The sequence below is a fragment of the Streptomyces argenteolus genome (assembly GCF_042902585.1).
GTDB classification, from domain to species: domain Bacteria; phylum Actinomycetota; class Actinomycetes; order Streptomycetales; family Streptomycetaceae; genus Streptomyces; species Streptomyces argenteolus.
On sequence record NZ_JBIBEG010000012.1, the window covers coordinates 93,771 to 115,580 of the forward strand.

At 73.0% G+C, this 21,810-nt stretch carries 14 protein-coding genes and 1 tRNA gene; 11 read left to right on the forward strand and 4 right to left on the reverse strand.

Going from position 1 to position 21,810, the window contains the following annotated elements:
* Window positions 1–28 precede the first annotated feature (28 nt).
* The 8 genes from ACFY8O_RS31085 (at window position 29) to ACFY8O_RS31120 (ending at window position 12,923) form a co-directional block, all read left to right on the forward strand.
* Complete coding sequence (locus ACFY8O_RS31085; protein WP_387908309.1) at window positions 29–1,534, forward strand: DUF7059 domain-containing protein; 1,506 nt, start codon at window positions 29–31, stop codon at window positions 1,532–1,534.
* A 549-nt stretch (window positions 1,535–2,083) separates the two neighbouring features.
* Window positions 2,084–2,281: a hypothetical protein gene (locus ACFY8O_RS31090; RefSeq protein WP_145809499.1), complete on the forward strand. Its 198-nt coding sequence runs from the start codon at window positions 2,084–2,086 to the stop codon at window positions 2,279–2,281.
* A gap of 279 nt (window positions 2,282–2,560) precedes the next feature.
* Complete coding sequence (gene topA, locus ACFY8O_RS31095) at window positions 2,561–5,422, forward strand: type I DNA topoisomerase (RefSeq protein ID WP_387908312.1); 2,862 nt, start codon at window positions 2,561–2,563, stop codon at window positions 5,420–5,422.
* 161 nt (window positions 5,423–5,583) lie between these two features.
* Window positions 5,584–8,715, forward strand: coding sequence for a dTMP kinase (gene tmk, locus ACFY8O_RS31100; protein WP_387908315.1), 3,132 nt, complete (start codon window positions 5,584–5,586; stop codon window positions 8,713–8,715).
* Window positions 8,716–8,867: 152 nt separating this feature from the next.
* On the forward strand, window positions 8,868–10,073 hold the full coding sequence (locus ACFY8O_RS31105) for a DNA polymerase III subunit delta' (RefSeq protein ID WP_145809502.1): 1,206 nt from the start codon (window positions 8,868–8,870) through the stop codon (window positions 10,071–10,073).
* 159 nt (window positions 10,074–10,232) lie between these two features.
* Entirely contained in the window at window positions 10,233–11,762 is a 1,530-nt protein-coding gene (locus ACFY8O_RS31110; protein WP_387908319.1) for an alpha/beta hydrolase, read from the forward strand.
* A 97-nt stretch (window positions 11,763–11,859) separates the two neighbouring features.
* Window positions 11,860–11,933: transfer RNA gene (locus ACFY8O_RS31115), tRNA-Thr, on the forward strand.
* A gap of 120 nt (window positions 11,934–12,053) precedes the next feature.
* A complete protein-coding gene (locus tag ACFY8O_RS31120) occupies window positions 12,054–12,923 on the forward strand; it encodes a sulfurtransferase (protein WP_387908321.1) in 870 nt (289 codons plus the stop codon).
* 175 nt (window positions 12,924–13,098) lie between these two features.
* Here ACFY8O_RS31120 and ACFY8O_RS31125 read toward each other — a convergent pair whose 3' ends face one another.
* Both ACFY8O_RS31125 and ACFY8O_RS31130 read right to left on the reverse strand, forming a co-directional pair.
* Entirely contained in the window at window positions 13,099–15,576 is a 2,478-nt protein-coding gene (locus ACFY8O_RS31125) for an FtsX-like permease family protein (RefSeq protein WP_387908323.1), read from the reverse strand.
* Window positions 15,570–16,310, reverse strand: coding sequence for an ABC transporter ATP-binding protein (locus ACFY8O_RS31130; protein WP_387908326.1), 741 nt, complete (start codon window positions 16,308–16,310; stop codon window positions 15,570–15,572). The genes ACFY8O_RS31125 and ACFY8O_RS31130 overlap by 7 nt, the downstream gene beginning before the upstream one ends.
* 134 nt (window positions 16,311–16,444) lie before the next feature.
* On the opposite strand from ACFY8O_RS31130, the gene ACFY8O_RS31135 reads away from it, so the two are divergent.
* Both ACFY8O_RS31135 and ACFY8O_RS31140 read left to right on the forward strand, forming a co-directional pair.
* Window positions 16,445–17,734 (forward strand): sensor histidine kinase, encoded by a 1,290-nt coding sequence (locus ACFY8O_RS31135; protein WP_387908329.1) that lies wholly within the window; start codon window positions 16,445–16,447, stop codon window positions 17,732–17,734.
* Window positions 17,735–17,741: 7 nt separating this feature from the next.
* Complete coding sequence (locus ACFY8O_RS31140) at window positions 17,742–18,386, forward strand: response regulator transcription factor (RefSeq protein WP_387908332.1); 645 nt, start codon at window positions 17,742–17,744, stop codon at window positions 18,384–18,386.
* A gap of 28 nt (window positions 18,387–18,414) precedes the next feature.
* Here the strand turns inward: ACFY8O_RS31140 and ACFY8O_RS31145 are convergent, their stop codons facing one another.
* On the reverse strand, window positions 18,415–19,095 hold the full coding sequence (locus tag ACFY8O_RS31145; RefSeq protein WP_387908335.1) for a phosphotransferase: 681 nt from the start codon (window positions 19,093–19,095) through the stop codon (window positions 18,415–18,417).
* A gap of 37 nt (window positions 19,096–19,132) precedes the next feature.
* Window positions 19,133–20,188: a DUF2804 domain-containing protein gene (locus tag ACFY8O_RS31150; RefSeq protein WP_387908338.1), complete on the reverse strand. Its 1,056-nt coding sequence runs from the start codon at window positions 20,186–20,188 to the stop codon at window positions 19,133–19,135.
* Window positions 20,189–20,451: 263 nt separating this feature from the next.
* Between ACFY8O_RS31150 and ACFY8O_RS31155 the strand changes: the two genes are divergently transcribed.
* On the forward strand, window positions 20,452–21,810 hold the full coding sequence (locus ACFY8O_RS31155) for an alpha-lytic protease prodomain-containing protein (protein ID WP_387908341.1): 1,359 nt from the start codon (window positions 20,452–20,454) through the stop codon (window positions 21,808–21,810).

The window sequence follows — 21,810 nt, forward strand, 5'->3', positions numbered from 1 at the left end:
TGTCGGTGCGAGCGGCCACAATGGTCGGGTGAGTACGACCAGTCTCCCCGCATCCGACCGCGCGCTCCGGCTCCGCGAAGCCCTGATCGCCGCCGCCTTCACGGCCGACGGCCTCCTCGAACGGCTCGGTGCGCCCGCGTACGCCGCGCTGGCCCGCAGCGAGACCGTCCCCGCGCTCCGCGCCACCCGGGGGGACACGCCGCTCGACACGCTGGTGCGGCTGTTCCTCCTCCAGCGCACCGTGCCGGCTGAGGCAGCAGCCGCCGCGATCCCGCTGGAGGAGTGCCTGGAGGACGGCTGGCTGGTCCCTGAAGGCGACCTGGTCCGTGCCACCGTCGACGTGCGGCCCTACGGCGGGCCGGAGGGCCAGGACTGGTTCATCGTCTCCGACCTGGGGTGCGCGGTCGGCGGGGCCGGCGGCATCGGCTCGCACGAGGAAGGGGTCGTCCTGGGAGTCGGCGGGGCGTCCACCACGCTCGCCGGGATCACCGTGCGCGAGCCCGTCACCTCCGCCCTGGACCTGGGTACGGGTTCCGGGATCCAGGCGTTGCACGCCGCCCAGCACGCCACCCGGGTCACGGCCACGGACGTCAACCCGCGTGCGCTGGAATTCACCCGCCTCACTCTCGCCCTGTCCGGGGCGGCGCCCGCCGATCTGCGGGAGGGCTCCCTCTTCGAGCCGGTCGGCACGGAGACGTACGACCTGATCGTGTCCAACCCGCCCTTCGTCATCTCGCCCGGAGCCCGGCTGACGTACCGCGACGGCGGTATGGGCGGCGACGACCTGTGCCGGACGCTCGTGCGGCAGGCGGGGGAGCGGCTCAACCAGGGTGGATACGCACAGTTTCTGGCCAACTGGCAGCACGTCGAGGGCGAGGAGTGGCAGGACCGTGTCCGCTCCTGGGTCCCCGCGGGCTGCGACGCCTGGATCGTGCAGCGTGAGGTGCAGGACATCACGCAGTACGCCGAGCTCTGGCTGCGCGACAGCGGCGACCACCGCGCCGATCCCGAGCGGTACGCCGAGCGGTACGAGGCCTGGCTGGACGAGTTCGAGGCCCGCCGTACGAAGGCCGTCGGCTTCGGCTGGATCACGCTCCGCAGGTCCGCCGCGGCCGATGCCGGGCATGCCTCGGTCGTCGTCGAGGAGTGGCCGCACGCCGTGGAGCAGCCTCTCGGGCCCGCCGTCGAGGCGCACTTCGCCCGGCAGGACTATCTGCGTGAGCACGACGACGCGGCGTTGCTGGCCGCGCGTTTCACCCTCGCGGCAGAGGTGGTGCAGGAGCAGGTCGGGCTGCCGGGTGCGGAGGATCCCGAGCACGTGGTGCTGCGTCAGCACCGCGGTATGCGCCGTGCGACCAAGGTCGACGCGGTCGGGGCCGGGTTCGCGGGCGTCTGCGACGGTTCGCTGCCGGCGGGGCGGATCCTGGACGCCATCGCCCAGTTGATGGCCGAGGATCCCGTACTGCTGCGCGATCGCACCCCGCAGGCCATCCGGCTCCTGGTGGAGGAAGGTTTCCTGGATCCCGTGCGCTGACACCCCTGCGCCCCACGCGCCCCCGGCTGACGCCCCGTGGCGGGCGGCACCCGGTGTTGACGTACCTGTGCCGAGGTCCCGGTGTCCACGCCGGGTGCCGACCCTGTGCACTGGAACGCGACTTTCCGTGCCCGGAGACCGTTGTCCGGCTCCCTGGCGCACGGCTGCTGTCGCGCAGCTCCCCGGCGTACCGCACGGTCAAAGGTTCCGCCACCCGGGTTCTGACCTGGCGGGGAGCCGTGTTCCTTGCTGCGTCCCGGGCTCCGTTCGCGTACACAGGAGCAGCGGATTCCGGGGCTCAACCCCCTGATGACCAGTGCCTTCCTGCCGACGCGAGGCATCCACCGGCGTGATGCACGGGTTCCGCTCAGGGACGTTCCCCGGTGAGCTGGGCGCTGTTCACCCGGGGTTCGTACCGGCGACGCACCGGCGTGGCAGCCTCCCCTGTGCCGAGCGGCTCTCAGGCCGCGCGGCCGAGGCGGCGCCGGCCTCCCGGTGCTCTGAGCGCCGCGGGCAGCAGCCGATGGCCAGAACACGAGGGGTACGGACATGGAGAGCGTCACCGCGGTCTTCGCCGGGACGGCATTCGGCCTGTTCGGCGCCGCCCTCCTCGTCTGGACGGGGGCGCGCACCGTCCAGCGTGCGCCGGTGGCCCTCGGCGTGAGCCCCGTCGCTTCCACCGCTCTCGCCACGCTCTTCGGCGTACTCTTCCTCGTCCTCGGCGTGTGGTGCTTCTTCCGCATCTGATCCACTTCTCCGCGGGGGCCGGAAGGCCGCCGGGCATCCGGTCGCCGGGTTCCCCGACAGCACCGTGAAACCCGCAGGCGACGGCTTCGCCAGGAGCGGACCGGGCAGTCCGGGCGGCAGGAATGGCGGAAGTCGGGTTACCGTTCGAGTGGCCGTTGCGGGCTTTTGCCGTTTGACACGGGGGCGGGTTGTACCGTCACACTCCGCAGCGACAGCACCGCGAGCAGCGCCTACCGCTGCCCGGATGCCCACGAGTGCCGACCGGAGAGAAGAGCGAAGTTGTCCCCGACCAGCGAGACCGCAGGCCGCCGACTCGTCATTGTCGAGTCGCCTGCCAAGGCGAAGACGATCAAGGGCTACCTCGGCCCCGGATACGTCGTCGAGGCGAGCGTCGGGCACATCCGCGACCTGCCGAACGGCGCCGCCGAGGTGCCGGACGAGTACACCGGTGAGGTCCGCCGCCTCGGCGTGGACGTCGAAAACGACTTCCAGCCGATCTACGTCGTCAACGCCGACAAGAAAGCCCAGGTCAGGAAGCTCAAGCAGCTCCTCGCCGAATCCGACGAACTCTTCCTCGCCACCGATGAGGACCGCGAGGGCGAAGCCATCGCGTGGCACCTGCAGGAAGTCCTCAGGCCCAAGGTCCCCGTCCACCGGATGGTCTTCCACGAGATCACCAAGGACGCGATCAGGGCTGCCGTCGCCAACCCGCGCGAGCTGAACCAGCGCATGGTCGACGCCCAGGAGACCCGCCGGATCCTCGACCGCCTCTACGGCTACGAGGTCTCGCCGGTCCTGTGGAAGAAGGTCATGCCGCGGCTGTCCGCCGGCCGTGTCCAGTCCGTCGCCACCCGCCTGGTCGTCGAGCGGGAGCGCGAGCGCATCGCCTTCCGCTCCGCCGGCTACTGGGACCTGACCGGCACCTTCGGCACCGGCCGCACCGGTGACGCCACCGACCCCTCCACGCTCACCGCCCGCCTCAGCGCGGTCGACGGGCGCCGTATCGCCCAGGGCCGCGACTTCGGCCCCGACGGACAGCTCAAGGCCGGGTCCGCCCAGACGCTGCACCTGGACGAGGCGAACGCCCGGAGCCTGGCCGCCGCGCTCGCCGAGTCCGCGTTCGCGGTCCGCTCGGTGGAGTCGAAGCCCTACCGCCGCTCGCCGTACGCGCCCTTCCGCACGACGACCCTCCAGCAGGAGGCGAGCCGCAAGCTGGGCTTCGGGGCCAAGGCCACGATGCAGGTGGCGCAGAAGCTGTACGAGAACGGCTTCATCACCTACATGCGTACGGACTCCACGACCCTCTCGGACACCGCGGTCTCCGCGGCCCGGGCGCAGGTCACGCAGCTGTACGGGGCGAACTACCTGCCCGATAAGCCCCGCACCTACGCGGGCAAGGTCAAGAACGCGCAGGAGGCGCACGAGGCGATCCGCCCCTCCGGCGACCGCTTCCGCACCCCGGCGGAGACCGGGCTCACCGGCGACCAGTTCCGGCTGTACGAGCTGATCTGGAAGCGGACCGTCGCCTCCCAGATGAAGGACGCCACGGGTAACTCCGTCACCGTGAAGATCGGTGGCCGTTCGAGCGACGGCCGTGACGCCGAGTTCTCCGCGTCCGGCAAGACGATCACCTTCCACGGCTTCATGAAGGCGTACGTCGAGGGCGCGGACGACCCGAACGCCGAGCTGGACGACCGTGAGCGCCGGCTGCCGCAGGTCGCCGAGGGCGACGCGCTCTCCGCCGAGGAGATCACCGCGGACGGCCACGCGACCAAGCCGCCGGCCCGCTACACCGAGGCCTCCCTGGTCAAGGAGCTCGAAGAGCGCGAGATCGGCCGCCCGTCGACCTACGCCTCGATCATCGGGACCATCCTGGACCGCGGCTACGTGTTCAAGAAGGGAACGGCCCTGGTGCCGTCGTTCCTCTCGTTCGCCGTGGTCAACCTGCTGGAGAAGCACTTCGGCCGGCTGGTCGACTACGACTTCACGGCACGCATGGAGGACGACCTCGACCGCATCGCCCGGGGCGAGGCGCAGTCCGTGCCGTGGCTGAAGCGCTTCTACTTCGGCGCGGGCGACGACACGGCCGGGGCCGGTGCGGCCTCCGACGCGGGCAACGGCGACGGGGACCACCTCGGCGGGCTGAAGGAGCTCGTGACCGACCTGGGCGCCATCGACGCCCGGGAGATCTCGTCCTTCCCCGTCGGCAACGGCATCAAGCTCCGGGTCGGCCGTTACGGCCCGTACATCGAGCGGGGAGAGAAGGACAGCGAGGGCCACCAGCGGGCCGACATCCCCGACGACCTGGCACCGGACGAGCTCTCCGTCGAGTACGCGGAGGAACTGCTCGCCAGCCCCAGCGGTGACTTCGAGCTGGGTGCCGATCCCGTCTCCGGCAACCAGATCGTCGCCAAGAAGGGGCGTTACGGTCCGTACGTCACCGAGGTGCTGCCCGAGGGCACGCCGAAGACCGGCAAGAACGCGGTGAAGCCGCGGACCGCCTCGCTCTTCAAGACGATGTCGCTCGACACGGTGACGCTGGCCGACGCGCTCAAGCTGATGTCGCTGCCGCGCGTGGTCGGCGAGGACGCCGACGGTGTCGAGATCACCGCGCAGAACGGCCGCTACGGCCCGTACCTGAAGAAGGGCACGGACTCCCGTTCGCTGACCTCCGAGGACCAGCTCTTCGACATCACCCTCGAAGAGGCCCTCGCGATCTACGCGCAGCCGAAGCAGCGGGGGCGGGCCGCCGCCAAGCCGCCGCTGAAGGAGCTGGGCACGGACCCGGTGAGCGGTGCGCCGGTGGTCGTGAAGGACGGCCGCTTCGGTGCCTACGTCACGGACGGCGAGACGAACGCGACGCTGCGGACCGACGACAGCGTCGAGGAGATCACCCCGGAGCGTGGCTACGAGCTGCTCGCCGAGAAGCGGGCCAAGGGGCCGGCCAAGAAGAAGACGGCGAAGAAGGCCCCGGCCAAGAAGGCGACCGCGAAGAAGGCGACCGCCGCGAAGAAGACGACGACCGCCCAGAAGGCGACCGCCACCAAGACGGCGGCCAAGAAGACGACCACCGCGAAGAAGGCGGCCACCAAGAAGGCGGCCACCTCGAAGACGGTGGTGGCCTCGGCCGACGAGAGCTGACGTCCGGAGGACGCCGTACGCGTACGGCGTCTCTCCGGAACACCGGAGGAGCTGGGACGACCCGGCTCCTCCGGTGTTCTCGTACGGGTGCCCCGGGTCCCCCTGGGCATATGTTCGGACGCGGCCCCCGGGTACCGTGCCGCTCCCGATAGGCTGGGCGGATGACGCGAGCCGAGCAGCCACCGGTCGTGAGCCCCACCTCCGACACACTTGCCGCAGACTCACGCGAGCGCGCCGTACGAGCCCTGTTGCGCATTCCCCCGCTCCGGCGGTTGTGGAGCGCACAGCTCGTCGGGAGTATCGGCGATTCACTCGCCCTTCTCGTGCTGGTGCTGTTGTCGCTGCAGGCGGCGGTCCTTGAGGGCTCCTTCGGGGCCGGATACCGCGGGGCGGCCTTCGCCGTCGCCGCCGTGTTCGGTGCCCGGATTCTTTCCACCCTGCTCTTCGGAGCCGTACTCCTGGGGCCGCTGACGGCGCTCACGGCGCCCGGCGGTCCGCTGGACCGCCGCTGGCTGATGATCGGGACGGACGGGCTGCGGCTCGCCCTGCTGGTCGTCGCCCCCCTGTGGATCGACTGGATGCCGGACAAGGCACTCATGATGATCCTGATCACCGTCTTCGTGGCAGGAGCCGGCGAGCGGTTGTGGACGGTGGCCAAGGAGAGCGCCGCCCCCGCCCTGCTGCCCGCGCCGCCCCCCGAGGGCGCTGCCGTGCGTCCCTTGCCCGACCACCTGGACGCCCTGCGCAGGCTCTCCCTGCGGACGAACTTCCTGGCGGTACCCGCCGCCGCGGCCGTCCTGGTGGTCGCCGCACTAATCGGCGAACTGCTCGGCACGGGCTTCGACTGGTTCTCCGCCCACCAGGCCGCCCTCGGTTCGTACGTCGCGGCGGGCCTCTTCTCCGCCTCGATCTCGACCCTGTACTTCCTCCAGCTGCCGGACACCCGGACGCCCCGCCCGCGCTCTCCCCTGGAGGGCCTGCGCCGGCCGTCCACCGGAACGGGGCCCGACAAGGGCCGCACCGGCAGCCTCCCGCTGGTCGTCGCCGCCTGCGCCGTGGTCGCCGGGGCCATCGCCGCCGCCGCCGGCGTCTCGGTGCTGCACGCCGCCGACCTCGGTGGCGGGGCCGCCACCTTCGCTCTGCTGATCCTGGTCCTGACCGGGGGCACCGCACTCGGTATCCGCACGGCGCGCGGGGTGCTGCCCGCCCTGTCACGGCGGCGGCTGCTCGCGCTGGCCATCGCGGTCACGGGGGTGGCGCTCCTCGCGCTCGGCCTGGTGCCGGACACGGCCACCGGGCTGCTGATCGCGCTGATCGCCGGTTACGCGGCGGGGGTCGCCGCCCACATCGGGCACGCGGTCATCGACCAGGAGACCGAGGTGACCCGGCAGGCCAGGGCCACCGAGCACCTCCAGGCCGTCGTCCGGGTGCTGGTCGCGCTCGGCGCGGTGGGCGGTCCGCTCGTCGCGGCAGCCATCGGCCGGCACCGTCTGGGTTCCGGTGACTTCGTCTTCGCGCACGGCGGCGCCGCCTTCACCCTGATGCTGGTCGGCGCCCTGCTGCTGCCCGTCGCGGTGATCGTCCTCGCCAAGACCGACGACCGCGCCGGAGTTCCCCTGCGCCGCGACCTGCGCGAGGCGCTGCGCGGTGGGGACCCCGCCGAGGCGCACACGGAGAACGGCTTCTTCCTCGTCCTCGAGGGGGGCGACGGAGCCGGCAAGTCCACCCAGGTCGAAGCCCTCGCCGACTGGATCCGGGCCAAGGGCCACGAGGTCGTCGTCACCCGCGAACCGGGCGCCACCCCCGTCGGCAAGCGGCTGCGCTCGATCCTGCTCGACGTGTCGTCGGCAGGACTGTCCAACCGCGCGGAGGCGCTGTTGTACGCCGCGGACCGTGCCGAGCACGTCGACTCGGTCGTCCGCCCGGCGCTGGAGCGCGGCGCGATCGTCATCTCGGACCGCTACATCGACTCGTCCGTCGCCTACCAGGGCGCGGGCCGTGACCTCGCCCCGACCGAGATCGCCCGTATCTCGCGCTGGGCGACGAGCGGGCTGGTCCCGCACCTGACGGTTCTCCTGGACGTCGACCCGGAGACGGCGCGGGAACGCTTCACCGAGGCGCCCGACCGCCTGGAGTCCGAGCCGGCCGAATTCCACACCCGGGTGCGCTCCGGCTTCCTGACCCTGGCCGCCGCCGACCCGGCGTGTTACCTGGTCGTGGACGCCGGCCAGGAGCCCGAGGCGATCACCACGGTCGTACGCCACCGCCTCGACCAGCTCCTGCCGCTCTCCGAGGCCGAGATCCAGGCCGTGGAGGAGGCGCGCAGGGCCGCCGAGGAGGAGGCCAGGCGCAAGGCCGAGGAAGAGGCCGCGCGCAAGGCCGAGGAGGAGCGGCTGGAGCGTGAGCGGGAGGCTCAGCTCGCCAAGCTCCGTGCCGAGGAGGAGGAGCGCAGGCGCCGCGAGGAGGAAGAGGCACGCCGGCGCGAGGCCGAGCGCCAGGCCGAGGAGGCCCGTCGGCGCGCCGAGGAGGCGCGCCGCCGTGCCGAGGAGGAGCGGGCGCGCATCGAGGCCGAGGAGCGGGTGCGCGAGGCCGAGCAGGAGCGGCTGAGGCTCCAGGCGCAGGAGGAGGCGCGGCTGCGCAAGGAGGCGGAGGAACTCCGCCTGGAGAAGCAGCGCAAGGCGGAGGAGGCGCTCGTACGGGCCGAGGAGGCACGTCGTCGCGCCGAGGCAGAGGCCGCCGCACGGGCGGAGGAGGCCGAGGCCGCCGAGGCTGCGAAGCGTTCCCGGGAGACCGGGCACCCGGAGTCGGGGCCGTCCGGGTCGGGTCACTCCGGCCGGTCCGGGCCGTCCGCGCCGGACAACGAGCTCACCGTCCCGACCCCCGTCGTGAACCCGAACGAGATCACCCAGCCCGTCCCGATCGCCCGCCCCGGCCGGCCGGCACACGACGCGGAGGAGACGACGGTGATGCCGGCCGTGCGCGACGCGGACGAGACGGCCGTGCTGCCGCCCGTGCGGGACGAGGCCCCGGCCGACCGGGTGCCGCCCGGCGTCTTCCGCGACGAGCGTGGTGCCTCCCGCCCCGAGGGTGAGAACGAGCGCACCCGCGAGCTGCCTCAGGTCAGCGACGACCTGCGGGCCGGACGGAGCTCTCAGGAAAGGAAGCGGCCGCGTTCCGACTGGGCGGAGGAGACACCGCTCGACGATCTCCCTTCGCTGGCCGACGAACTGCTCGGCGGACAGGACGACGACCAGGGCGGCTCCGGCCGCGGCGGCCGCCGGCCGCGCCGCTGACCGACGGTCGGGCGGTCGGCTGACGAGCGCCCTGCTGCCCGCGGGCGCCGGAGCGGGAACGGAACGCCGGGATTGTCAGACCCTTCCCGCACAATAGGGAAGCGCTGGGGATTCCGGCTTTTCCGCACGACGCCTCCGGAAGGGCGGTGACCATGACCGTATGGGACGACCTGGTCGGACAGGACCGGGTGCAGGAGCAGCTCGGTGCCGCCGCCCGGGACGCCGATGCGCTGGTCACCGCCAATTCCGCGGGTGAGGCGGTGCCCCCCGGCTCGAAGATGACCCACGCCTGGCTGTTCACGGGGCCGCCGGGCTCCGGCCGGTCCACCGCCGCCCGGGCCTTCGCCGCCGCGCTCCAGTGCACCAGCCCCGACCGGGCTCTGGGAGGGGCGCCCGGCTGCGGGTTCTGCGACGGCTGCCACACGGCGCTGATCGGGACGCACGCCGATGTCGAGGTGATCCGCACGGATCTGCTCTCCATCGGGGTGAAGGAGACGCGTGAGCTGGTCCGTCGTGCCCAGCTCTCACCGGCGGTGGGCCGCTGGCAGGTCATCGTCATGGAGGACGCCGACCGCCTCACGGAGGGCGCGGGCAACGTCCTTCTGAAGGCGGTGGAGGAGCCCGCGCCCCGCACGGTGTGGCTGCTCTGCGCCCCCTCCCTGGAGGACGTGCTGCCCACGATCCGCTCCCGCTGCCGCCATCTCACGCTGCGCACGCCGCCCGTGGACGCCGTGGCGGACGTCCTGATCAGACGCGACGGCATCGACCCCGAGCGGGCCGCCTCCGCCGCCCGTGCGACCCAGGGGCACATCGGCCGTGCGCGCCGTCTCGCCACGGACGAGCGGGCACGGGCCCGCCGCGCCGCCGTACTCAAACTCCCTCTGCGGGTCCACGACGTCGGCGGCTGCCTCAAGGCGGCGCAGGAGCTGATCGACACGGCCACGGACGACGCCAGGCAGCTCGCCGAGGAGGTCGACGTCAAGGAGACGGAGGACCTGAAGGCGGCGCTGGGGGGAGTGGCCGGTGGCCGGATGCCGCGCGGTACGGCCGGTGCGATGAAGGAGCTGGAGGACAGGCAGAAGCGCCGCAGGACACGTACCCAGCGCGACAGCCTCGATCTGGCACTCAGTGAGCTCACCGGCTTCTACCGCGATGTGCTGGCCCTGCAGCTCGGCTCCCGGATCGCCCTCGCCAACACCGACGTACGGGACGCCCTCGACCGGGTCGCCGAGTCGTCCACCCCCGAGCGGACCCTGCGAAGGATCGAGGCCGTGATCGCGTGCAGACGGGCCCTCGACCGCAATGTCGCCCCCCTGCTCGCCGTGGAGGCCATGACGATGTCGCTGCGGGCCGGCTGACCCCCGTCAGGGTGCGCGGGAGCCTCCGACGCGGACGCGGCCCGGCTCAGCGGCGTCCTGGCCCCGTCACGAGGAGGTCCCTGAGCCGCTGGAGCGAGCGAATTCACCCGTACGGGGAGGGAATCGGCCGACTCGTCACCCGGGGGCTACGCTCCGGGGATGGACACCAGGCGCCTGCTCCGTACGTTCGCCACCGCGCTCGGCACTGCCGGCCTTCTCGTCTCCGGCTGCAGCAGCGGCAGTTCGGCCCCCAGCGCGTCGGCGACGGGTTCGGCCGTCGCCGAGGAGCTGGAACCGTACTACGGCCAGGAGTTGCGCTGGCGGGACTGCGGGGTGGAGGGCTTCCAGTGCACCACGATGAAGGCCCCGCTGGACTACGCGAAGCCGGGCGACGGGGACGTGAAGCTGGCCGTCTCCCGCAAGAAGGCCACGGGCCCGGGGAAGCGGATCGGCTCGCTCCTGGTGAACCCGGGAGGCCCCGGCGCCTCGGCCATCGGCTACCTCCAGGGGTACGCGGCCATCGGCTACCCGGCCCCCGTCCGCGCCCGTTACGACATGGTCGCCGTCGATCCGCGCGGGGTGGCCCGCAGCGAACCGGTCACGTGCCTGACCGGCAAGGAGATGGACGCCTACACGCAGGTGGACCAGACCCCCGACGACCAGGGCGAGGTCACCGCGCTGAACGACGCCTTCGACGCCTTCGCGAACGGCTGCGAGAAGCGCTCCGGCACGATCCTTCCGCACGTGTCCACGGTCGAGACGGCGCGTGACATGGACATCCTGCGGGCCCTCCTCGGTGACGAGAAGCTGCACTACGTAGGTGCGTCCTACGGCACGTTCCTCGGCGCGACGTACGCCGACCTCTTCCCGGCCCGGGTGGGCCGTCTGGTCCTCGACGGGGCCATGGACCCCTCGCTCCCCGCGATCGACGTCAACCGTGACCAGACCGCCGGCTTCGAGGCGGCGTTCCAGTCCTTCGCCGCCGACTGCGTGAAGCAGGACGACTGCCCTCTCGGCACCACGAACACCTCCGACGCGTCGACGGCCCTGAAGAAGCTGTTCACCGATCTGGACTCCGAACCGGCGAAGACCGGCGAGACCCGGCAGCTGACCGAGTCCCTGGCGACGACGGGCGTGATCGCCGCCATGTACGACGAGGCCGCCTGGCCCCAGCTCCGCGAGGCCATCTCCGGCGCACAGCGTGGTGAGGGCTCCGGCCTCCTCGCGCTTGCCGACAGCTACTACGAGCGCGACCCCAGCGGTACGTACGCCAACCTGATGTTCGCCAATGCCGCCGTGAACTGCCTCGACCTCGCCCCTGCCTTCGCCGGTCCCGCAGCGGTGGAGAAGGCGCTCCCCGACTTCGAGAAGGCCTCACCGGTCTTCGGCAGGGGTTTCGCCTGGGCCGCCCTGAACTGCGGTTCCTGGCCCGTCGAGGCCACCGGCACCCCGCGCCGCACCGAGGCGGAGGGCGCCGCCCCGATCGTCGTGGTCGGAACCACCCGCGACCCGGCCACCCCGTACATGTGGGCCGAGGCCCTCGCGGACCAGCTCTCCTCCGGCACCCTGCTCACCTACGAGGGGGACGGACACACCGCCTACGGCCGGGGCAGCGACTGCATCGACACGGCGATCAACACCTACCTGCTGGAGGGCACCCCGCCCAAGGACGGCAAGAAGTGCAGCTGACCTGCGGATACGCCGACGACGGCGGGCGGTACGGAGCACCCCCGGAAACTGTGTAGACTTGGCGTCGCTGCTGCCGCACCATGGTGTGCCAGAGCGCGCCGCCTTAGCTCAGTTGGCCAGAGCAACGCACTCGTAATGCGTAGGTCTCGGGTTCGAATCCCGAAGGCGGCTCTGTGGAAGCCTCAGGACTCACTCGCCGTGACCTGGGGCTTTTGCTTGTCCTGGAGAGGGATACGGCGAAGGAGCGCATCACCCCCGGTTCGGCGGTGGGGGCGCTGTGAGGATGTCTGGGTGAACACCGAGGGACCGGGCACCGGCGACGCGGTGGGTGGTCCGCCCCACCCGCTGGTCGACGTGGAGCGGCTCGCGTCCGTGCTCGGGGCGCCTGGGATCGTGGTGCTCGATGCCTCCGTGGGAGCGCACCGCGCGGTGGGGCGGCGCATTCCGGGGGCGCGTCGGTTCGACATCGACGGGGCCATGTCCGACGGTGCCTCACCGCTGCCGCACACGATGCCTCAGGCGGCGTGCTTCGAGGCGGAGATGCGCGCCCAGGGTGTGAACGACACGGACACCGTGGTCGTGTACGACGCCGCCGGGATCTACTCCAGCGCCCGTGCCTGGTGGATGCTGCGCGCGATGGGCTTCGACCGGGTCGTGGTGCTCGACGGGGGCCTGCCCGCCTGGGAGGCCGCCGGGCTCCCGGTGGAGGGCCGTGCGGCCGGGGGCCCCTGTCCGGCCGGTGACTTCACCGCGCGTCCCCGGCCGGGGATGCTGGTGGGCAGCGACGCTCTCGTGGAGGCGCTGGCCGACCCTTGCTCCGCCGTCGTCGACGCGAGGTCCCGCGACCGGTTCGCCGGCATCGCCGCCGAGCCTCGGCCGGGGTTGCGGGGTGGCCATATGCCGGGTGCGCTGAACCTCCCGTTCGACGCGGTCCAGCGCGACGGCCGCATGCTGGCCCGGCGCGAGCTTCGCTCCGCCTTCCGTGCCCTGGCCGGCAGCCGGGAGCGACTGGTCGTCAGCTGCGGATCGGGGGTCACGGCGTGCGTCCTGGCTCTCGCGGCCGAGTGCGCGGGATACCAGGAGGTGGCCGTCTACGACGGGTCGTGGAGCGAGTGGGGCCGCCCCTCGGACCTGCCCGTCGCGACCGGGCCGGCCCACTGAGGCCCCAGACCTACGGCCCTGCCCACGAAACCTGCGGGCGCACGGCCGAGGCATGATCCTCCCGGAGCCGGAGCCGGAGCCGGAGCCGGAGCCGGAGCCGGAGCCGGAGCCGGAGCCGGGTGCGGTCCGGACCCGGGCCCAGGAGTCCACCCGGCCCCGTCCCTCGGCCCTGGCCTCACTCCCGGGCGCCCGCCGTCTCTACCGGTCTCGTCCACAGCGCCGCGAGCGCGGGCAGTACGGCGGAGACCGCGGCCAGGACGGCGCAGGCGGTCAGGACCACGCCCAGGGCCGTCCAGGGGACGACCACCGGGGAACTCACCGAGAGCAGCTCCAGCGCGCCCTTCACCCCCAGCAGGTTCAGCCCGGCCACCGCCGCGCCCAGGACCGCTCCCACCGCCACCACCATCAGCGCCTCGACGCCCACCAGCCGGAGCACCTGCGCGTGCGTCGCGCCGGCGAGGCGGAGCACCGCCAGGTCGCGGACCCGGTCCGATGTGGCCATGACCAGGGTGTTCGCCAGGGCGATTCCCGTGTAGAGCAGGGCGATGCCCAGGATGAGCAGCATGCCGGCCCGGGTGGTGCCGCCGGTGGACGAGTGGTGCGCCGCCACCCACGCGTCCCGGGTCAGGACGCGGGTGCCCGTGTCCCGACCGGCCGCCTCCAGGAGGGCGCGTACGGCGGTGGCGTCCGCGCCGTCCTTGAGGGTGACGTCGACACGGTCGACGGCGGCACCCGCCGCGTTGGCCGGGGTCACGTACACGCCGTTGCTTCCGGTGCCCGTCCGCATCACCGCCGCGATCCGGAGCGAGGCCTTGCTGCCGTCGCCCAGCCACACGTCGACGCTGCGCCCCACCGTCCGGGTCGCCCATTCCTCGTTCACCACGATGGAGTCGTCGTCCAGGTCGGAGAGACTCCCGGCGACGAGGGGCAGACGGGCCGTCGCGGCGAGTGCGGCCGGGTCGGCCGCTCTCGCCTCCGACGAGACGAGCGCGGTGCCCTCCTCCAGGACGGCGACCCCGGTCGAGCGGGAGGCGCTGGTGACGGTGCCGGGAATGTTCCGTACGCGCTGGACGAAGCGCGGGTCGAGCGGTCCGTCCCCGCCCGCCACGTAGTCGGCGCGAGAGAAGACCGCCCGCGCCTCGGTGGCCTTGGCCTCGGCGAGCGTCGCCACCGTGCCCGGCAGCGAGCCCGCCAGTGCCACGGTGATCAGGACCGGAGCGGCGACCGCGGCGGTGCGCCGGACGGCGGCGGACGCGTTCTGCCGGGCCAGCATCCCCGTGGCACCCGGAAGCCGGGCGGGCAGCCAGGTGAGCAGGCGCGTCAGCGGGCGCACGAGCAGGGGGGCGAGCAGTGCGAAACCGACGGTGATCCACATCGGCTGCAGGATGTACGTCTTCCGCTTGAGCACGTCCCCGGGGTCGGTCAGCAGGGACCAGCCCAGCAGGGCCAGGCCGGTCAGCAGGACGGCCGTCCCCGTCAGCACGCGGCTCGTCGGCACACCGCCCTCGTCCACGGCCGCTTCGCGGAGCGCCTCCACCGGCCGGACCCTGCCCGCCCGGCGGGAGGCGACCGCCACCCCGGCGAGCGCCACGCACAGTCCGGTCCAGAAGGCGGTGTGCAGGGGCCATGTCGCGTCGCCCACGGCGAACCACGCCGGGGCGAAGCCCTCGTCGACGAGCCGGCCGGCCAGCAGGGGGGCGCCGGCCTTCCCCAGCAGACACCCGGCGGCCGAGGCCACCACGCCGATCACGAGCGCCTCCGCGACGACCGCGCGCCGCACCTGACCCGGGGTCGCGCCCGCGGTGCGGAGCAGCCCGAACTCCCTTCTGCGCTGCGCCACCGCGAAGGAGAACGTCGAGGCGACGACGAAGACCGATACGAAACCGGTGATTCCGGCCGCCGTGCCCAGCATCGCGTTGACGGCGGTCAGGGCCTCGGAGTCCCGGTCGGGATCGGGGTCGGCCCGTCGCCGGTCGTCGCCGGTGAGGACCCTCATGCCCGGGACCCGTGCGGCCAGCGTCCGGACGGTGTCCGCGTCGGCGTGCACGGCCACCGCGTCCACGGCCGGGTGGATGCGGGCGGCCTCCGCGTCGCCGAAGAACACCGCCTTCTCGAAGCCGGCGTCCGCCACGACGCCGACGACCGTGCGGACCCCGGTGCCCGCCGGGATGCCGGGAGCCGTGACCCGGACCCGGTCGCCGGGGCGCGGCCCCCTGCCGGCCGAGGCCGTCACGGCCACCTCGCCCTCCGCGCCCGGGGCCCGGCCTGCGACGAGGCGGTACGGGGTGGCGGCGGCGATGGACCAGGGGTGCCCGACGGCCGCATCGCCCGCGAGGTCCACGGGGAACGTGCGGTCCTCGGCCGCACGCCCCAGACCAGCGAGTCCGGTGACCAGGCTCGCCGGAACCGGGCGTGGGACGGCGAGTTTCGCCGTGCGCTCCCCGCCGGGGGTGGCGACCCGCAGGGTGTCCGAGGGCGCCACCACCACGGGGGCCGCGGCGAAGCGTTCCGGGGCGCGCCGCGGGGCGTCGAAGGTGGCCGCCAGTGCCAGGCCCGTCATGGCGATCAGCCCCACGCCCAGGGCGAGCGCGACGAACGAGCCGACGAAGGTGACCCAGCGGGTCCGCATCGAGCGAAGGGCGGAGCTCAGCACGGGACCACCGCCAGGGACGTCATGCGCGCGGCGATCTGCTCGGCCGCCGGATCGAGCAGCTCGTCCCGTATCGATCCGTCCGCCAGGAACACGACACGGTCCGCGTAGGAGGCCGCCACCGGATCGTGGGTGACCATGATGACCGTCTGGCCGTTGTCGGCCATCGACCGCAGCAGCTCCAGGACCTCCCCTCCCGTACGGGAGTCGAGCGCTCCGGTCGGCTCGTCGCCGAAGAGCACGTCGGGGCGGGTGACCAGCGCGCGTGCCAGGGCCACGCGTTGCTGCTGGCCGCCCGAGAGCTCGGCGGGCCGGTGTCCGGCCCGGGACCCGAGGCCGACCCGCTCCAGGACCTGGCGCACCTCCGCCCGCCGGGGTCTGCGGCCCGCGAGGCGGAGGGGAAGGGCCACGTTCTGCTCGGCGGTGAGCGCGGGCAGCAGGTTGAAGGCCTGGAAGACGAAGCCGATCCGCTCCCGGCGCAGCAGCGTCAGTCTCCGCTCGCTCAGCCCTGTCAGGTCCGTGGTGCCGAGGAACACCCGGCCTGAGGTGGGCCGGTCGAGCCCGGCCGTGCACTGGAGGAGGGTGGACTTCCCCGAGCCGGACGGCCCCATGATCGCGGTGAAGGATCCCTGGGGGATGGTGAGGCTGACGCCGGCCAAGGCGGTGACCGCGTCGGCGGCCTTGCCGAAGGACCTGGTGACGGCGTCGAGACGGACCGCTGTGGGTGGCTGGTTCATGTGGACCACTCAACCGGCGGCGTCCGGTGGCCACATCGCAGCGAGGGGGAGTCCTGAGGGTGGAGCCAGCTCCACCCCCGCACCCCCGCTCGCCGGGTGGTGCAGCCCGGCCCGGGCTGTCTACCGTGCGGCCCATGAGTTCCCCCACCCTGCGGCAGGCCCTCGTGCACCGCCGTTACCCGCTCGGCGGCTGGCCGTGGCGCGCGGCGCTGTACCTGCTGAGCAGCGTCCCGGCCGGGCTGGCCCTGCTGCTGACCGTCCTGCTGCTGGCGGCGGCGGGCGGGGCCCTCGCTCTCGTACTCGTCGGGCTGCCCCTCCTGTTGATGCTCGCGCTGATCGGTGTGCCGGTGGCCGCCGTGGAGCGGCACAGGCTGCGGCTGGTCGATCCGGTGCCCCTCGGCGACCCGCACCGGGCCCCGGAACGCCCGGGACTGACGGCGTGGCTGCGCACCCGGCTCCGGGAGCGGGCCACCTGGCGGGAGTTCGGCTACGCGCTGCTCTTCGCCGGGGTGCTGTGGCCGCTCGAAGGGCTGCTGGCCGGTGGGGTGTTCGCCGTCTGCGGAGGGCTGGTGTCGACGCCCCTGGTCATGGCCGCGGTGACCGGAGGCGATGAGGTGCGGGTGCTGAAGCTCGGGCTGGCCGATTCGTATCCGCAGGCGTTCGCCGTCGCGCTGCTCGGCTTGGTGCTGCTGCCGCTCCTCGCCTACCCGCTCGGGTGGGCGGCGGTGGCGCGGGCGTCGCTGACCAGGGCGCTGCTCTCCGTGCACGGGGACGGACTCGCCTCCCGCATCGAGGAGCTGGGCCGCTCCCGGATGCGGTTGGTGGACGCCTTCGAGGCCGAGCGCCGCAGGATCGAACGCGACCTGCACGACGGGGCGCAGCAGCGGCTCGTCGCGCTGTCGATGACGCTCGGGCTGGCCAGACTGGAGAATCCGGCCGAGCCGCTGGGCGGCCTGCTGGCCAAGGCGCACGAGGAGGCGGGGGAGGCGCTGGTCGAGATCAGGGAGCTGATCAGGGGCATCCATCCCCAGGTCCTCACGGACCGGGGCCTGGCCGCGGCGGTCGAGGACGTGGCCGACCGCTCGGCCGTGCCCGTGGAGGTGGACATCGACGTGGCGGAACGCTTTCCACAGCCTGTGGAGACCGCCGTCTACTTCGCCGTCTGCGAGGCGCTCGCCAACGTGGCCAAGCACAGCGGGGCGAGCCGGGCGTGGGTGACCGGCACCACCGACGGGGAACGGCTGACCGTCGAGGTACGGGACGACGGTGACGGCGGCGCGGTGACGTCCGGGGGCACCGGTCTCCAGGGCGTCGCCGACCGGCTCTCCGTCCTCGACGGGCGGCTGCTACTGTCCAGCCCGCCCGGGGGACCGACCGTGTTCCGGCTCGACGTACCACGGGTCCCCGCCCACCTGGCCGAATGAGAGTCGGATGCTGCGCATCGTGCTGGCCGAGGACAGCGTGCTCCTGCGGGAGGGCCTCGTCGGTCTGCTGGAGAGGTTCGGCCACCGGGTGGTGGCCGGCGCCGGCACCGCCGAGGAGCTCACCGCCGCCGTGGCCGAACACGGCCCGGACATCGTGGTGACGGACGTACGCATGCCACCGGGCTTCTCCGACGAGGGGCTGCGGGCCGCCGTGGCCCTGCGTGAAGTCCGGCCCGGGCTCCCGGTCCTGGTGCTCAGCCAGTACGTCCAGCGTGCGTACGCGGAGGAGTTGCTCGACTCCTGCGACGGGACGGGGGTGGGCTATCTGCTGAAGGAACGCGTGGGCAAGGTCGAGGAGTTCGTCGACGCGCTCCAGCGGGTCGCCGAGGGCGGCACGGTCGTCGACCCGGAGGTGGTGCGTCAGCTGCTGAGGCACCGTCGGGATCCGCTGTCCCGGCTGACCGCCCGTGAGCGGGAGGTGCTGGCGCTGATGGCGGAGGGACGGTCCAACGCCTCCGTCGCCGAGGTGCTGACGGTCAGCGAGGGCACGGTGAGCAAGCACTTCGGCTCGATCCTCACCAAGCTCGACCTCTCCCTGACGGACGCGACGAACCGCCGGGTGCTGGCTGTGCTGGCCTACCTGCGGAAGTGATCCGTACGCGGCGGGCCGGACGCCGTGGTCAGCCCGCGAGCGACGCGACCAGCCCGGCCGCCTCCTCCAGCCCTGCGGTCTCCCCCACCGTGAGCCGGGGGTCCGCCGCGCGCAGCGCGGTGGCGCGGGCCAGGGACACGGCGGGTACGCCGCCGTCGTCGGCGAACCGGGAGAGCAGTGCCGCCAGCAGCTCCCGGGCGGGGGCACCGGCGGCGGACGCGGGGTCGAGTGCCGGCTGGGCCAGGATCAGCGCGCTCATCGCCCGGTCCAGCGCGGGCGGTCCCTCGGAGGCCGTCAGCCAGTCGATCACCACGGCACCCTCCTGGGCCAGGATCACGTTTCCCGGGTGCAGGTCCAGGTGCAGGATGCGGTCCTCGGGGTCCTGGGAGAGCCGCGAGGGTATCGCGTGCAGCTCCCTCAGCAGACGCGCCAGCAGGTCCGCGGCCTCGGGGCCGGAGACCGTCCCCGCCAGCAGCGCGTCCGCCAGGGTCGGTCCGGTCAGCCGCTGGAGCACGAGGTCCGTGGGCCGTGCCGCCTCGGCCGGAGGGCCGAGGCGCGGGACCGGGAAGCCCGAGGCCGACAGGTAGGACATGACAGCCAGTTCGCCCGTGCTGTCGATGCCGTCGCGATGGCGGCGCAGGACCCAGGAGCCGTCGAGTGCGTACACGTCGGCGGTGCGGCCCGAGCCCAGAAGTGGGCCTATGTGCATGGAGGGCAACCTACCCGTGCCCGTGGCCGTGGGGGAGTCACCAGCGCATGTGGACGTCCTCGGCCCATCCCAGCAGCCGGTCCACGGCGATCTCGGTGCCGTCGTCCGTGCGGACCCGGCCGGTGTAGTGGCCGAAGCACTGGTCGGTGCGGTTGGCGATCAGCCCGGCGTCGGTGTGCACGGACCGGTTGTGGAAGGGCGTGAACGTCAGATCCACCTGGCCGGACGAGGGGGCGCGGATGGTCCAGGGGGCCATCGGGTCGGAGGTGGACCACTGCCAGTCCAGTTCCTCCCCGATCTTGGTGAGCCGCCCGTCGACGCAGAGGGCGTTCTCCGTGGACCCGGTTCCCTCGGTCCAGCGACCGCCGAACTGAAGGCCGACCGTGTGCCCGTCCGTACGCCCGGAGGCGGCACCCCAGTTCCAGTCGACCGTGCGAGGCCAGCGTCCCCTGCCATGGTCCAGGACGGCCCAGGCGTCCTTCTTCTCCCCGCCGAACGTCAGGATCTCGCGGCCGATCCGCAGCCGTCCGGTCGCCGGGAGCGCGGTGTGTTTGGAGGTGTACTGGAAGCGCTGACCGCTCCAGGGCACCACCACGGAGAGCGACTCGTGGCGCTCCGGCCGGGCCACCAGGATGTCGACCTCCAGCGGCAGACGCTCGGGGGTCAGGCAGCGGGCCCGCAGCCTCGTGCCGGCGTTCTCGTCCCGGATCTCCACCCGGACCTTGCCGCCCGTCGGCCGGGCCGGCCCGACCACCACGTCCTCGGAGCCCGGCGCCCCGGCGACGGTGTCCGGGAGACGGACTCCGCGGGCGGCCGGAACCAGCGAGGAGCACTCGAACTCGCGCTCGCCGGGCCCGTACACGAGGGCGTAGACCGAGTTCAGGGCCAGGAAGTCGAGATCGCTCACGGTCAGTGCCACCAGGTGCGTGGGTGTGGTCACGCACCAGTACTCCCACCGCTTGGTCCGTCCCCACCCGCGGAGGTTCGCCCGGTGCAGCGGTGTCCGGGACCAGCCGACCGCAGCGGGGTTCAGCGTGCCGTCGGGCAGGCAGAGGTCGACAGGCTCGGTGATCTCGTGCTCGTGCGTCGCCATGGCCGGAGCCTATAGCCGCCTGACGCGGCCGGGCGGACAACGGGTCGGGGCGCTCCGGCTACGGCTTTCGACCTGGCGGAAGCGGATGTCCCGGCCGTGGGCCGCGGCCCCATAACGCGGTGGTAGGGGGCGGACGGGATCTCCTGCGGCCGGGGTGAGCGCGGCTACGTTCTCGGCTGTTCCCCCTCCCCGCCGAACTCGCTCCGGCGAGTACGCACAGCTCGACTTCCCCCCAAGCAATGGAGAGTGACGTGGAGACAAGCATGGTGCGCAGACGCGTTCTCGCCGCAGGTGCCGCCGTCGTGACGGTGGGCGCACTCGGCCTCGCCGGTCTGACCGGTGTCGCCTCGGCCGGCCAGACGGGCGGCGCCCCGGCGGCTGCCGCCGACGGACTCTCACCGGGGCTGATCGAGGCCATGCGCCGCGACCTCGGCCTCGACGCCGGAGAGGCCCGGACCCGGATAGCCGGCGAGTACCGGGCCGCTGCCCTGGCCGCGGTGCTGGAGAAGTCGCTGGGCGCGGACTTCGCCGGAGCCAGGGTGAGCGGCGACGCGGCCGTGCTCACCGTCGCCACCACCGACCGTGCCGACGTCCCCCGGATCACGGCCGCGGGCGCCCGCGCCGAAGTGGTGGACCACAGCCTGGAACACCTCGAAGCGGCCAAGGCCGCCCTGGACGAGGTGGCGTCGGGGAAGGCACCGAAGGACGTGCCCTCCTGGTACGTCGACGTCCGTGCCAACCGCGTCGTCGTGAACGCCGCCCGCGCCGCCGCGGCGGACGCCCTCCTGACCGCCGCCGGTGTGTCCCGGGACCTCGTGCGCGTCGACCGCTCGGCCGAACAGCCCCGCGCCTACGCGGATCTGCGCGGCGGCGACGCGTACTACATGAACGGCACGGGCCGTTGTTCCATCGGCTTTCCCGTCAAGCGCGGTACCCAGAACGGCTTCGTCACCGCCGGCCACTGCGGAACCCCGGGTGTCACGACGACAGGCGCCGGCCAGCAGGCCCAGGGGTCCTTCCAGGCCTCCACCTTCCCCGGCCGTGACTACGCCTGGGTCGCGACCAACAGCAACTGGACGCCCCGGGCGCTGGTGAACGGATACGGCAACGGCGATGTGACGGTCAGCGGTTCCACGCAGGCGGTGGCGGGCTCCTCGGTCTGCCGCTCCGGTTCGACCACGGGATGGCACTGCGGCACGATCCAGCAGCACAACAGCAGCGTCACCTACCCGGAGGGCACCATCACCGGGGTGACCCGGACCAGCGTCTGCGCCGAACCGGGTGACTCCGGTGGCTCCTTCATCTCGGGAAGCCAGGCGCAGGGCGTCACGTCGGGCGGTTCCGGGAACTGCTCCCAGGGCGGTACGACGTACTACCAGCCGGTCAATCCGGCGCTGGCGGCGTACGGCCTCACCCTCGTCACCGCCGGCACCCCGACCGATCCGCCCACCGAGCCGACCGACCCGCCGACCGAGCCGGGCGGCACCTGGGCCGCGGGCACGGTGTACGCCTCCGGCGCGGTGGTGACGTACGGCGGCGCGAGCTACCGCTGCCTCCAGGGCCATCAGGCGCAGGCGGGCTGGCAGCCGCCGAACGTGCCCGCCCTCTGGCAGCGGCTCTGA